General features: G+C 72.7%; 9 protein-coding genes. 6 read left to right on the top strand and 3 right to left on the bottom strand.

Annotated features, from left to right (window positions below; genetic code table 11):
• The first annotated feature begins 61 nt into the window (after positions 1 to 61).
• Complete coding sequence (locus ACIPLC_RS21255) at positions 62 to 1,729, top strand: fumarate hydratase (protein ID WP_400474557.1); 1,668 nt, start codon at positions 62 to 64, stop codon at positions 1,727 to 1,729.
• A 67-nt stretch (positions 1,730 to 1,796) separates the two neighbouring features.
• Here ACIPLC_RS21255 and ACIPLC_RS21250 read toward each other — a convergent pair whose 3' ends face one another.
• Entirely contained in the window at positions 1,797 to 2,555 is a 759-nt protein-coding gene (locus ACIPLC_RS21250) for a GntR family transcriptional regulator (protein ID WP_400474556.1), read from the bottom strand.
• A 137-nt stretch (positions 2,556 to 2,692) separates the two neighbouring features.
• Between ACIPLC_RS21250 and ACIPLC_RS21245 the strand changes: the two genes are divergently transcribed.
• Positions 2,693 to 2,893, top strand: coding sequence for a hypothetical protein (locus tag ACIPLC_RS21245; protein ID WP_400474555.1), 201 nt, complete (start codon positions 2,693 to 2,695; stop codon positions 2,891 to 2,893).
• A 257-nt stretch (positions 2,894 to 3,150) separates the two neighbouring features.
• On the opposite strand, the gene ACIPLC_RS21240 is transcribed toward ACIPLC_RS21245, so the two are convergent.
• Complete coding sequence (locus ACIPLC_RS21240) at positions 3,151 to 3,435, bottom strand: hypothetical protein (protein ID WP_400474554.1); 285 nt, start codon at positions 3,433 to 3,435, stop codon at positions 3,151 to 3,153.
• 215 nt (positions 3,436 to 3,650) lie between these two features.
• On the opposite strand from ACIPLC_RS21240, the gene ACIPLC_RS21235 reads away from it, so the two are divergent.
• The 3 genes from ACIPLC_RS21235 (at position 3,651) to ACIPLC_RS21225 (ending at position 9,790) form a co-directional block, all read left to right on the top strand.
• Positions 3,651 to 6,614, top strand: a complete 2,964-nt coding sequence (locus tag ACIPLC_RS21235) for an AfsR/SARP family transcriptional regulator (RefSeq protein WP_400474553.1) — start codon at positions 3,651 to 3,653, stop codon at positions 6,612 to 6,614.
• Positions 6,615 to 7,085: 471 nt separating this feature from the next.
• Positions 7,086 to 7,850, top strand: a complete 765-nt coding sequence (locus ACIPLC_RS21230) for a methyltransferase domain-containing protein (RefSeq protein ID WP_400474552.1) — start codon at positions 7,086 to 7,088, stop codon at positions 7,848 to 7,850.
• An 80-nt stretch (positions 7,851 to 7,930) separates the two neighbouring features.
• On the top strand, positions 7,931 to 9,790 hold the full coding sequence (locus ACIPLC_RS21225) for a SpoIIE family protein phosphatase (RefSeq protein ID WP_400474551.1): 1,860 nt from the start codon (positions 7,931 to 7,933) through the stop codon (positions 9,788 to 9,790).
• Between the two features lie 85 nt (positions 9,791 to 9,875).
• On the opposite strand, the gene ACIPLC_RS21220 is transcribed toward ACIPLC_RS21225, so the two are convergent.
• On the bottom strand, positions 9,876 to 12,068 hold the full coding sequence (locus ACIPLC_RS21220; RefSeq protein WP_400474550.1) for an MMPL family transporter: 2,193 nt from the start codon (positions 12,066 to 12,068) through the stop codon (positions 9,876 to 9,878).
• A gap of 154 nt (positions 12,069 to 12,222) precedes the next feature.
• Between ACIPLC_RS21220 and ACIPLC_RS21215 the strand changes: the two genes are divergently transcribed.
• Positions 12,223 to 12,846 (top strand): TetR/AcrR family transcriptional regulator, encoded by a 624-nt coding sequence (locus ACIPLC_RS21215; protein ID WP_400474549.1) that lies wholly within the window; start codon positions 12,223 to 12,225, stop codon positions 12,844 to 12,846.
• Positions 12,847 to 12,959 lie beyond the last annotated feature (113 nt).

The raw sequence follows: 12,959 nt of genomic DNA, 5'->3' as shown, positions 1-12,959 counted from the left end.
CCTACCCTTGAGGGTGCTTCGCCGACGCAGCCGGACCACTGGAAACCTAAGGACCGCCCCCATGGCTCCCACGCCAGACTTCGAGTACAGCGACCTGCTCCCCCTGGGCGCTGACCCGACCCCGTACCGCAAGCTGACCTCCGAGGGTGTCTCCACCTTCGAGGCCGGCGGTCGCACCTTCCTCCAGGTCGAGCCCGAGGCGCTGCGGCTGCTCACCGCCGAGGCGATGCACGACATCTCGCACTACCTGCGCCCCGCCCACCTCGCCCAGCTGCGCCGCATCCTGGACGACCCGGAGGCCAGCCCGAACGACCGCTTCGTCGCGCTCGACCTGCTGAAGAACGTCAACATCTCGGCCGGCGGCATCCTGCCGATGTGCCAGGACACCGGCACCGCCATCGTCATGGGCAAGCGCGGCCAGAACGTGCTCACCGAGGGCGGCGACGAGTCGGCCATCGCGCGCGGCGTCTTCGACGCTTACACCAAGCTCAACCTGCGCTACTCCCAGATGGCCCCGGTGACCATGTGGGACGAGAAGAACACCGGCAACAACCTGCCGGCCCAGATCGAGCTGTACGCCACCGACGGCGACGCGTACAAGTTCCTGTTCATGGCCAAGGGCGGCGGCTCCGCCAACAAGTCGTACCTGTACCAGGAGACCAAGGCCATCCTGAACGAGGCGAGCATGCTCTCGTTCCTGGAGCAGAAGATCCGCTCCCTCGGCACCGCCGCCTGCCCGCCGTACCACCTGGCGATCGTGATCGGCGGCACCAGCGCCGAGTTCGCGCTCAAGACCGCCAAGTACGCCTCCGCGCACTACCTGGACAACCTGCCGACCTCCGGCGACGCCAAGACCGGCCACGGCTTCCGGGACCTGGAGCTGGAGGCCAAGGTCACCGAGCTGACCCAGAAGATCGGCATCGGTGCCCAGTTCGGCGGCAAGTACTTCTGCCACGACGTGCGGGTCGTCCGCCTGCCGCGCCACGGCGCCTCGCTGCCGGTCGCCATGGCCGTCTCCTGCTCCGCCGACCGCCAGGCACTCGGCAAGATCACCGCCGAGGGCGTCTTCCTGGAGCAGTTGGAGACCGACCCGGCCAAGTACCTACCGGACACCACCGACGAGCACCTGGACGACGACGTCGTGCGCGTCGACCTCGACCAGCCGATGTCCGCGATCCGCGCCGAGCTGTCCAAGTACCCGGTCAAGACCCGGCTCTCGCTCACCGGCACCCTGGTCGTCGCCCGCGACATCGCCCACGCCAAGATCAAGGAGCGCCTGGACGCCGGCGAGGGCATGCCCAAGTACCTCCAGGACCACCCCGTCTACTACGCCGGCCCGGCCAAGACCCCCGAGGGCTACGCCTCCGGCTCCTTCGGCCCCACCACCGCCGGCCGGATGGACTCCTACGTCGACCAGTTCCAGGCCGCCGGCGGCTCCATGGTCATGCTCGCCAAGGGCAACCGCAGCAAGCAGGTCACCGACGCCTGCGCCGCCCACGGCGGCTTCTACCTCGGCTCCATCGGCGGCCCGGCCGCCCGCCTCGCCCAGGACTGCATCAAGAAGGTCGAGGTCCTGGAGTACGCCGAGCTCGGCATGGAAGCCGTCTGGCGCATCGAGGTCGAGGACTTCCCGGCCTTCATCGTGGTCGACGACAAGGGCAACGACTTCTTCCGCGAGACCACCGAGGGCCCGCTGATCACCAGCCTCCGCGTGCGCTCCAAGGAGTAGTCCCCGGGCTCGTCAACCGCCCCGGCCGCGTTCGTCGCGACCGGGGCGGCGTCGACTTCGGCCCGTCTCACGCGTCGAAGTCGTACTCCAGGACGTAGGAGGCGGCGTCGAGGATCATCTCGTTGAGCTCGACGACCTGCCCCTCGTCGGCGAAGGCGGTACGGCAGATCAGGATGACCGGGGTGCCGGCCGACAGCTCCAGGCGGGCCGCCTCCTCCGTGCCGGGCATCCGGGAGCGGACCTCCTCCCGGAAGTGGACGGGCTTCGCGCCGATCTCGGCCAGCCGGGCGTAGGTGCCGCCGGGGCCGGTGTCCTCGCGGGTGATGGCCGTGCCGGCGACCAGGCCGGCCGGCAGGTAGGAGGTCGACAGCAGCACCGGCTTGCCGTCCAGCACGAAGCGGCGGTGCCGTACGCACATCGACTCGCCCGGGTCCACGCCCAGCACCCGGGCGACGTGCTCCGGCGCGCCCTGCTCGGTCACGGACACCTGGTCGACCAGCAGCAGGCGGTTGTCGATGTCCGCCGACCATATCGACCGGCCCGAGCCCCACTGCCCCTGCGCCAGCCGCTGGATCCCGCGCCGGCGCAGCGGCCGGAAGTCCCGGACGAAGACCCCCGCGCCCCGGCGCGCCTCGGCGATGCCCTCGCTCTGCAGCACGCCGAGCGCCTGGCGGGCGGTCATCCGGGCCACGCCGTACTCGTCCATGAGGTCGTTCTCGCCCGGCAGCCGGTCGCCCGCGCGGTACCGGCCGTCGTCGATGGCCGCCTTCAGCGTGTCGGCGATCCGTTGGTACTTGGGCTGTTTGTCGCCACTGCTGCCGGTCATCGCCGCTCCCTCTCCCTCGGACAAATCGTAGGCGCGCCCACGGCCGACGGTAAGCCGATACGACCATTGACATCTCTAGAGATTTTAGCTTCTCTAGAGATGCTGGCCAGTCGCCTACCAGAGCGAGGAGCACAGCGGTGAGCACCCGACAGCGCGGCACCCCGGCCTACCGGCCGCACGCGGGCGAACTCGTCCTCGACCGGAGGACGGGACGCACCGGCATCTACATGGACACCATCGGCGGGGAGCACTACCTGCGCCCCGAGGGCGGCGGCCTCGAATGGACCGCCGAACCGGGACACGTCGACCCCGCCCCCGACACCCCGCGATTCAGCTGAATGCGATCAGACCGGTAATTGCGGCAAAACCCACGCAAACCACGGTATTCGGGGCCGACAATCCCCCCGGTGAATCCGGAATTCCGGAACGCGCCGGGCCCGCCGCCGGGCACGTTACGGATAACGACGGTCACCATGCGTGCACCGCCGAAGGGAATCGGCCACGCGGCGGGCCCGCACACGAATTGGCACGCCCATCACCAACAGCGCCCCCGCGCCGGACAGCACGGGGGCACGGGGCACTCGGCCGGAACGACTTACGGGTGACCGCCGACGACGCTCTCCGGCACGCGCTTCTTGCCCGGCTCGCCGGTGGCCGGCGCAGCGGGCTCCACCACGTAGTCGGCCTCGTCGCCGAAGAGGCCGCTCTCTATCGCGGCCTTCTGGGCGTCAGTCGGCTCGGTGTACTCGGTCGGGTCCGCGGACGCGGCCACGGCACCTTCGACAGCCTTACCCGCCTCCACAGCGACGGCCGGGGCATCCGTCTTCGTCGCGTTCTCGGGCGCCGACGCCACCGGGGTCTCGCTCTGGTCATTGGCCATTGGGTGGCCGCCTTTCGGTCATCAAATGTGTCCCGCCCGACCTCCGTGGCACGGGCGTGCGGACAGTATCGTAGGGTTGATTAAATGTCCGATAAACATCGTGCGACTTGCGCTGCCGTCCGGCAGAGTCGGACGTCCGCCTAAGCTGAAGCACCGCGGCGGACCGCCGAGCGCCCTTTCACAGAATCGACACCACAGGCCATCGGGGGACTTTCATGGAGTTTCGGGAGACGCCGCAGACCCCTGCGCTGCGCTTCCAAGTCCTCGGTCCGGTCCAGGCCTGGCTCGACGGCAAGCCCCTCTCCCTCGGATCCCCCCAGCAACAGGCCGTTCTGACCACTCTTCTGCTGCATTCCGGACGCCCGGTCACCACGCAGGACCTGGTCGACGCGCTCTGGGGCGAACGGCCCCCGGCCCAGGCGGTCGCCGCGCTGCGCACGTACGTCTCCCGCCTGCGCTCCGTCATCGAGCCCCGGCGGGAGGTGCGCCGGCCCGCCGAACTGCTGGTCTCGGTCGCCGACGGCTACGCGCTGCGCATCCCGGGCGAGGCCCTCGACCTGGCGGTCTTCGAACGGCTCTCCGCCGAGGCCGCGGCCGCCCGGACCTCGGGCGACAAGCACGAGGCGCACCGGCTGCTGGTCCAGGCGCTGGCCCTCTTCAGCGGCCGTCCGCTCACCGGCATCCCCGGCCCCTACGCCGACACCCAGCGGCTGCGGCTCGCCGAGCGCCAGGCGGCCGCCGCCGAGGAGCTGTGCGCCGCCGCCCTCGACGTCGGCCTGCACGCCGAGATCGTCGGCGAGCTCAACGGACTGACCGCCGAACACCCGCTGCGCGAGCGGCTGCGCGAGCTGCTGATGCTGGCGCTGTACCGCTGCGGACGCCAGGCCGAGGCGCTCGGCGTCTACACCGACACCCGCAAGCTGCTGATCGAGGAGCTCGGGGTCGAACCGGGCGCGGGCCTGTCCGCGATGCACAACCGCATCCTCGCGGCCGACCCGGCGCTCACCCTCCCCGCCGCGCCCGCCCACGCCGTCCGCGAGGACGGTCCGGCCGCTCCGCCGGCCCCGGCCCAACTCCCGGCCGACGTCTCGGACTTCAGCGGTCGCTCGGAGCTGGTGGACGACCTCTCGGCAGTCCTGATGAACGCCACCGGCCAGGCCGTGGTGGTGACCTCCCTGGCCGGCATCGGCGGGGTCGGGAAGACCACCCTCGCCGTGCACGTCGCCCACCGCGTCCGCTCCGACTTCCCGGACGGGCAGCTGTACGTCGACCTGCGCGGAGCCGGCGCCTCGCCGGCCGACCCGGTGGTCGTCCTGGGCGACTTCCTGCACGCGCTCGGCGTCACCGAGAACCCCGACTCGCTCGAACAGCGTGCCGCCCTCTACCGCTCGCTGCTCGCCAACCGGCGGATGCTCATCCTGCTGGACAACGCGCGCGACGCCGAGCAGATCCGGCCGCTCATCCCCGGCGTCTCCGGCTGCGCCGTGCTCGCCACCAGCCGGTCCCGGCTGGCCGGCATCCCCGGCGCACAGCTGTTCGACGTCGAGGAGCTGACGCCGACGGAGGCGCTGGCGCTCTTCTCGGCCATCGTCGGGGAGCAGCGGGTCGCCGCCGAGCCGGAGGCGGCCATGGCCGTCGTCACCGCCTGCGGCTTCCTGCCGCTGGCCGTCCGCATCGCCGCCGCCCGGCTGGCCAGCCGCCCGCGCTGGAGCGTCTCCGACCTGGCCCGTCGGTTAGCCGACCAGCGGCGGCGGCTGGACGAACTCCAGCTGGGCAACCTCGCGGTGGAGACCACCATCGGCCTCGGGTACGGACAGCTGTCCGCACCCGAGGCCCGTGCCTTTCGGCTGCTCGCCCTGATCGACTCCCCGGACATCCCGCTGCCCGCCGCCGCCGCGCTGCTCGACGCGAACGAGTACACCGCCGAGGACCTCGCCGAGGCGCTGGTCGAGGCGAACATGCTGGAGTGCTTCGCCCCCGGCCGCTACCGCTACCACGATCTGCTCCGGCTCTACGCCCAGCGGCAGAACGAGCGGATCGGGGACACCGTGGAGCAGGAGCGGGCGGTGCTGCGGCTGCTCCACCTGCTGATCCCGACCGTGCGCAACGCGGCCCAGGTCATCGAGCCGGACGACACGCTGCCCGAGCTGCTGACCGCCCTCACCTCGCCGGGGCTCGACCTGCCGACGAGCCGGGCCGCACAGGACTGGCTGCGTACCGAGGGCGCCCTGCTGCTGAGCGCCGTCGAGGCCGCCGCGAACGGCCCCAGCCCCCTGCAGCACGCGGCCGTCGACCTGTTGAACTACCTGTTCAGCATTGATCCGGATCCGACCCGCGGACCGCGAGTGGCCCGGATCCTGGCTGCCATCGGCGAGGACGCGCAGCGCCGCGACGATGCGGCCGGGATCGCTCGGGTGTACTTCGCCCTCGGCACCCTGCAGTCCGTCACCAGCGATTTCCAGGGGTCCGAGCAGTCCCTCCGCCGGAGCCTTGACCACCAGGAGCCGGGCGAGCCGACCGTCCTGCTCCTGGCCACGGCCAACATGCTGGGCGTGATCTTGAACGTCGGCAACCGTCCGGCCGAGGCCCTGATGTTCCTGGAACAGGCCCGGGCCACCAGCCAGGCCGTCGGCGCACCGATCCTGGAAGCGCGGATCGTCAGCAACATGGCCCGGGTGCAGCACCGGCTCGGCATGACCGAGACGGCGGTCCAGTCCGCCAGCGACGGTGTCGCCGCCGCGCGGGCGTCCAACAACGGCCCGCTGCTCGCCCAGACCCTCTACCAACTCGGCGTGGTGCTCCCCGGCGCCGAGGCCGTCCCCCACCTGCGCGAGGCCCACCAGCTCTACCAGTCCCAGCGCAATCCCCTCTGGGAGGGCTACGCCCAGGCCCGGCTGGCCTCCGCCCTGCTCGTCGCCGGGCAGCACGCCGAGGCCGCCGAGGCGGCCGACGGGTCGCTGGCGATCGCCCAGGAAATGGACTTCGCCTACTGCCAGGGGCTCGCCAACGCCGCGCTGGGCGAGTCGCTGCTCGCCCTGGCGCAGCCGGCGCGCGGACTCGCCTGCCTCCAGGAGGCGCACGCGATCTTCACGCGGCTCGGTGTGCCGGAGGCCTCCCCCGTGGCGGACCTCATCTCCCAACAGCACACCGAGCCTCCCCCATCTTCCCCAGCGCCGTAGGTCTCCGCCCCCCGGCAGAGCACCTACCCCCGTTGTGCGCGTCGGCGCCCCCGCAGCCCCCCGGCTGCGGGAGCGCCCTCAACGCTTCCCCGGCGCTGGACTCCACTCTGCACTCCGGCGATTGACGTTCGATAAACGCCCGCTTGTCGGCCCGCAGCTCGACGAAACCGCAGGTCAGCCGTTCCACCACGGCGCGCCATGCGGCGCGCGGAGCCTGGTCGCACCACCCCCGCCCGCACCGTCGTGCTTCCGCAACCCGGTCCACACCGGCCCAAGCACGACGAGTTGGCTGGAAAGGGACCCCATGGCGCAGAGATCACGCATATTCTCAGATGCCAGTACACACACGAGTGTCTGCCGGCAACGTGTGGGCCGGCGAGGCAGGTCGGGCGCCGGAGCGGACGGCAGCCCGCTCCCGTGCGGCCGCGTGCAGCCGGCCGGAGGCCACGGGTGGAAGGGTGCCTCTCAATCGTGACGACCGGACAGATATCCGACTCGTTCCCCGTCGACGAGGACGCGGGAGACGACGGGCCCGACGTGCGGCGGCGCCGGGCGGCGCGCGCCCTGCAAGCGGTCGCCTTCGACACCATCGGCGCCGGGTACGGCGAGGCGTTCCCGGCCAAGGACGGGCAGCTCGCCTGCGGGCGGCAGCTGCTGGCCGAGCTCGAACCCGGGGCGCGGGTGCTGGACGTGGGCTGCGGCACCGGGGACCCGACGGTCCGGCAGCTGGTCGCGGGCGGGCTGCGGGTGACCGGGATAGACCTCTCGGACGTGATGCTCTCGCTGGCCGAACAGGCCCGGTTCCCGGGCGAGCACCCGCCGGAGTTCCATCGGATCGACCTGTTCGATCTGGCCACCGAGCGCGCCGGGCGGGTCTGGAACGCCCCCGGACTGGGGCCGCTGGGCAAGGACGGCTTCGCCGCCGTCACCGCGTTCTTCTCACTGATCCTGCTGCCGCAGGACGAGATCCCGACCGTGCTCGCGCGGCTGCGCGAACTCCTGCGGCCGGGCGGACTGCTGGCGCTCGGTATGGTCGAGGCGGATCTGGATCACGTTCCGCTTCCGTTCCTTGGCAGAGAGCTGCGGATCAGTGGGTATCTGAGGGAGGATCTGGAGCGGGTTCTCGTCACGGCGGGCTTCGCCGTCGAGGAGCGCTCGGGGCATCCGTACGCGCCGGCCAGCACCACGCTGCCGCCGGAGGAACAGCTGTTCCTGTGCTGTCGACGCGTCGGCTGACCCACCGGACGGCAGCAGCGCCCGCCAGCAGGACACCGCAGACCACCACAGAGACCACACCGAATCCAGGACAGGCAGCCGTGCGCGACCAGCTCAAGACCGAGGCCGGACAGCCGGCTGCCGTCCCGGGCCAGCGCGGCCTGCCCCCGGTGCCGGCACCGGCACACCAACCGACCGCGCGCCCGGACCGGGAGGACGTGGCGGGCCGGCTCGGCTACCTCGACCTGGCCACCCGGCGGATCAACAGCGCGCTCGACCTGTCCGCGACGCTGCGCAACATCGGCCGGGTGCTCGTCCCCACGCTGGCCGACGCCGCCGTGGTCCACCTGCGCGACCCGCTGCCCAACGTCGAACGCGAACCCGGCTTCCCGGACGAACTGCGGATCCACCACAGCACCGGCACCCGGATCGGGCGGCGCGGCCGACCGAGCGGCGCGGACGACCGGCACCGCTCCCGGTACGGCTCCCGCTCCACCGCCGACACCGGCCCCGCCACCCCGGTGACCCGCGGCGGGGCGCTCGCGCACGCCCTGCTGAGCCGCCGCCCCGCCGAGTCCGCGGTGCTCGGCGCGCCCGGCGCCGAACGCACCGAGGCACTGCTGCGCGAGCTGTACGGCACCCGCGGGCTGGCCCGACTGGCCGCGGGCACGTCGGTGCTGGCCCTGCCACTGCGCGGCCGCAAGGCCGTGCTCGGCCTGCTGGTGCTGATCCGCCGCCCTCCTGAACGCACCGGCCGGCCCGCCTTCGACGCGGCCGACACCGCGACCGCTGCGCACCTCGCCACCCAGGCGGGGCTGGCGGTGGACACCGCCCTGCGGTACGCCCGCGAGTGGGAGATAGCCAACGAACTCCAGCGCAGCATGCTGCCGTTGCGCCTGCCGCAGCCGCACGGCGTGCGCCTCGCCCAGCGCTACCTGCCGGGCGAGCGCGGCGCGCAGGTCGGCGGCGACTGGTACGACGCCGTGCCGCTGCCCGGCAACCGGGTCGCCCTGATCGTCGGCGACGTGATGGGCCACTCGCTCACCTCGGCCGCCATCATGGGCCAACTGCGCACCAGCGCCCAGACCTTGGCCGCCCTCGACCTGCCGCCGCACGAGGTGCTCTACCACCTGGACGAGCAGGCCCAACGGCTCGGCCGCGAACAGCACCTGGCGACCTGCGTGTACGCGGTGTACGACCCGATCGCCAACCGGGTGGTGCTGGCCAACGCCGGGCACGTCCCGCCCGTCCTGGTCCGGCCGGACGGCACCGCCGAGTTGGTGGAGCTGGACTCCGGGGCCCCGATCGGGGTCGGCGGGGTGGACTTCAACTCCGTCGAACTGCCCGCCCCGCCCGGCTCAGCCCTGCTGCTGTTCACCGACGGCCTGGTGGAGACCCGCAGCCGCCCGATCAGCGACGGCCTGGAGGTGCTCCGCGCCCGGATCGCCGCCGCCCGCTGGCAGTCCCCCGAGCAGCTGTGCCAGGAGGCGCTGCGGATCCTGCCGCCCGGCGACCGCGGCGACGACATCGCCCTGCTGGGCGCGTGCTTCGACGGCATCCCGGCCGGGGACGTCGCGCACTGGTACCTGCAGCCGCGCAACGAGACGCCCGGCCGGGCCCGCCGGCTGGCCGCCCACACGCTGCGCCGCTGGGGGCTCGGCGAGCTCAGCGAGGCGACTGAGCTGATGGTCAGCGAGCTGGTGACCAACGCCGTCCAGCACGCGACCCGCCCGGTCACCCTGAGCCTGGTGCGCACCACCCGGCTGCGCTGCGAGGTCGGCGACGACAGCCCGCTGCTGCCGCGCCCCCGTCGTACCGGGCCGGAGGACGAACGCGGGCGCGGCCTGCAGATAGTGGCCAGGTGCGCGGACCGCTGGGGCGCCACCCGGCTGGGCACGGGCAAGGTGGTCTGGTTCGAGCAACGACTGCCCCAGCCGCCCGTCGAGCAGCGGCTGCCGTAACCGCCCGGAGCCGCCCGTCGAGCAGCGGCTGCCGTAGCGCGCGGGCGCCCGACGGGAGTGGCCCGCCGAGCGCCCGAGGGGCGGTTCAGACCCCGGCCGGCTCCTTCACCGGCTGTTCCTCCAGCCGCGCGATCAGCTGCTCGCCCTCCATGTCGACCCGCGGCACGACCTTCTCCAGCCGCTTCGGGAACCACCAGGCGGCCTTGCCGAACAGCGCCATCGCGGCCGGCACCAGCGCCATCCGCACCACGAAGGCGTCCACCAGCACGCCGACCGCGAGGGCGAAGCCGATCGGCTGCACGATCGGGTCGTGGCCGAAGACGAACGAGCCGAACACCGACACCATGATCAGCGCCGCCGCCGTGACCACCCGGGCGCCGCCGCGCACCCCGGCCACCACGGCGTCCCGCGGCGCCTTGCCGTGGACGTACTGCTCCTTCATCCCGGAGACCAGGAACAGCTCGTAGTCCATCGCCAGCCCGAACAGCACGCCGATCAGCAGGATCGGCACGAAGCTCACCACCGGCCCGACCTTCGGCACGTCGATCAGGCCGTCCAGCCAGCCCCACTGGTAGACCGCGACCACCGCGCCGAGCGAGGCGGTGATGCTGAGCAGGAAGCCGGCCACCGCCTTGAGCGGGACGAGCACCGAGCGGAACGCCAGCGCCAGCAGCACCACCGCGATGCCGACGATCACCGCGAGGAACGGCGGCAGTGCCTGGCCGAGCTTGGTGGAGACGTCGATGTTGGCGGCGGTGGTGCCGGTGACGGCGATGCCCGCGCCGGTCGAGGACTCGAGCGGCGCGCGCTGGTCGCGGATCTCGTTGACCAGCGCCCTGGTGCCGGCGTCGTCCGGTCCGGTCTGCGGGATGACGGTGAGCAGGGCGGTGTGCCCGGCCTGGTCGACGGTCGGGGGCAGCAGGGTCCGGACGCCCGGCAGGGTCTGCAGCCTGGCCGCCACCGCCTGCACCGCCTGCTCCGGCTGCGGCACGCCCTCGGCGTCCACGACGACCACCAGCGGCGCGTTGAAGCCCGGCCCGAAGCTCTCGCCGACCAGGTCGTAGGCCTTGCGCGCGTCGGTGCCGGCGGCCTGCGAACCGCCGCCCGGCAGGCCGAGCTGGAGGCTGGCGGCGGGCACCGCGAGCAGGCCCAGCCCGGCCAGTCCGGTGAGCAGCACGGCCAGCGGGCGGCGGACCACGAAGCGGCCCCAGCGCTCGCCCAGGGTGGTGCGGCCGTCAGGGCCGGCCCCGCTGCGCAGCGCCCGCTTCCAGACCGGCAGCCGGTCGATCGCGCGGCCGGCGAAGCCGAGCAGCGCGGGCAGCAGCGTGATCGCGACCAGGACGGCCACCACGACGGCGCCGGAGGCGGCCAGGCCCATCACGGTCAGGAAGGGGACGCCGGCGACGGCGAGCCCGGCGAGCGCCACGACGACGGTGAGGCCGGCGAAGACGACGGCGCTGCCGGCGGTGGCGGTGGCGCGGGCGGCGGCCTCGTCCGGCTCCAGGCCCTCGTCCAGGTGGCGGCGGTGCCGGGAGAGGATGAACAGCGCGTAGTCGATGCCGACGGCGAGGCCGACCATCAGGGCCAGCACCGGCGCGGTGGTGATGATCTCGAACGAGCCGGACAGCGCCATGATCGCGGCCATCGCCACGCCGACCCCGACCAGGGCGGTGAGCAGCGGCAGCCCGGCGGCGACCAGCGAGCCGAGGGTGATCACCAGGACCACCCCGGCGACGGCCAGCCCGATCGCCTCGCCGCCGTCGACCTGCGCCATCTTGTTGTACGCGTCACCGCCGAAGGCGACGTCCAGCCCGGCCGCGCGGGCCGGTTCGGCGGCGGCCTTGACGGCCTCGCGCTGCTGGTCGGTGACGTCGGAGAGCTTGTGGTCGAAGGAGACCAGGGCGATCGCGACCCGGCCGTCCGGTGAGACGGCGTGGGTGGCGTACGGGTCGGGCACGGCAGCGACGCCGGGGACGGCGGCGATCCGGCCGACCGCCTCGCCGACGGCCCGGCCCGCCTCGGGCGTGGTGGCACCGCCGGGTGCGGGGGCCGCGAAGACGACCTGGGCGGAGCCGTGGCCCTGCTGCGGGAAGGTGTCCCTGATCCGGTCCAGGGTGGTCTGCGCCTCGGTGCCCGGCACCTTGAACTCGTCGCTGGTCTTGCCCGCGAGGGCCCCTGCGGCCCCTCCGATCGCGATCAGCACGGCGATCCAGACCGCCAGCACCGCCCGCCGTCTCCGGAAGCAGTGGCGGCCCAGTCGGTAGAGGTACGTGGCCATGGGTGCCCCTCGGTCAGGTCGTCGGGCAGGCAGGTGCCTGAACAGGTCGCGTTCCACCGTACGCGCAACCTTGTCAAGTGACAAAGTTGGCTGACAGAATCGAGTGACAGAATCGTTCGACGCAGTTATCCGACCATGGCGATACCCTGGCTGGATGGCTCATGTCCCCGCCTCCGAACGCCGACCGCAACTGGTCCAGGCCGCCCTCGACCTGATGACCCGGGAGGGGGTCGCCGCCGGCAGCACCCGCGCGATCGCGGCCGAGCTGGGCGTGGCACAGGCGACGGTCCACTACACCTTCGGCACCAAGAAGGACCTCTACCGGGCCGTCGTCGAGCAGCTGACCGCCGAGTTCATCGGCCACGTCCGCGCCGCCTACCCGGGCGACGGCTCCTTCGGAGAGCAGGTCGCGACCCTGGTCCACGCCCTCTGGGAGAGCTCGACCGGCACGGACGGGCGTTGCGTGCTGCTGAGCGAGTTCGCGGCACTGGCGATGCGCGACCCGGACTTGCAGGAGATCATGCGGGCGCTCCAGCACGGGATCGAGCGCACCGCGGCGGAGATGCTCACCGCCCTCGCCGAGGCGCACGGCCTCGAACTGGCCATGCCCGCCGAGGAGATCGCCGTCCACTTCCTCACCGGCTTCGACGGCCTCACCGACCGCTACCTGGCGCTGCGCGCCCCCGGCGAGCAACCCGGCCAGGGCACCCTGCGGGCCCTGGACCTGCTGGTGGCGACCACGGTCGGGCTCTGCCTCGGCGCCCCGGCGAGGCCGTAGGCCCGTAGGCCCGTAGCCCCTAGTACTCCAGCTGTAGATCGCTCTTTGGGCTGCTGGTGCCTACGCTTTCCGCGGTTTGCGGCGCTTGCCCCAGCTGCCGTGTGGCCGGTTCC

The sequence above is a fragment of the Kitasatospora sp. NPDC086801 genome, from assembly GCF_044745805.1.
Classification (GTDB): Bacteria; Actinomycetota; Actinomycetes; order Streptomycetales; family Streptomycetaceae; genus Kitasatospora.
Note: the sequence above shows the minus strand (reverse complement) of the source record. Positions and strands in the feature narration are given on the sequence as shown.

Excerpts from the sequence above, each read along its gene's own strand:
- ACIPLC_RS21255 (WP_400474557.1), top strand. The coding sequence starts at position 62 with ATGGCTCCCACGCCAGACTTCGAGTACAGCGACCTGCTCCCCCTGGGC.
- ACIPLC_RS21250 (WP_400474556.1), bottom strand. The coding sequence starts at position 2,555 with ATGACCGGCAGCAGTGGCGACAAACAGCCCAAGTACCAACGGATCGCC.
- ACIPLC_RS21240 (WP_400474554.1), bottom strand. The coding sequence starts at position 3,435 with ATGGCCAATGACCAGAGCGAGACCCCGGTGGCGTCGGCGCCCGAGAAC.
- ACIPLC_RS21235 (WP_400474553.1), top strand. The coding sequence starts at position 3,651 with ATGGAGTTTCGGGAGACGCCGCAGACCCCTGCGCTGCGCTTCCAAGTC.
- ACIPLC_RS21220 (WP_400474550.1), bottom strand. The coding sequence starts at position 12,068 with ATGGCCACGTACCTCTACCGACTGGGCCGCCACTGCTTCCGGAGACGG.
- ACIPLC_RS21215 (WP_400474549.1), top strand. The coding sequence starts at position 12,223 with ATGGCTCATGTCCCCGCCTCCGAACGCCGACCGCAACTGGTCCAGGCC.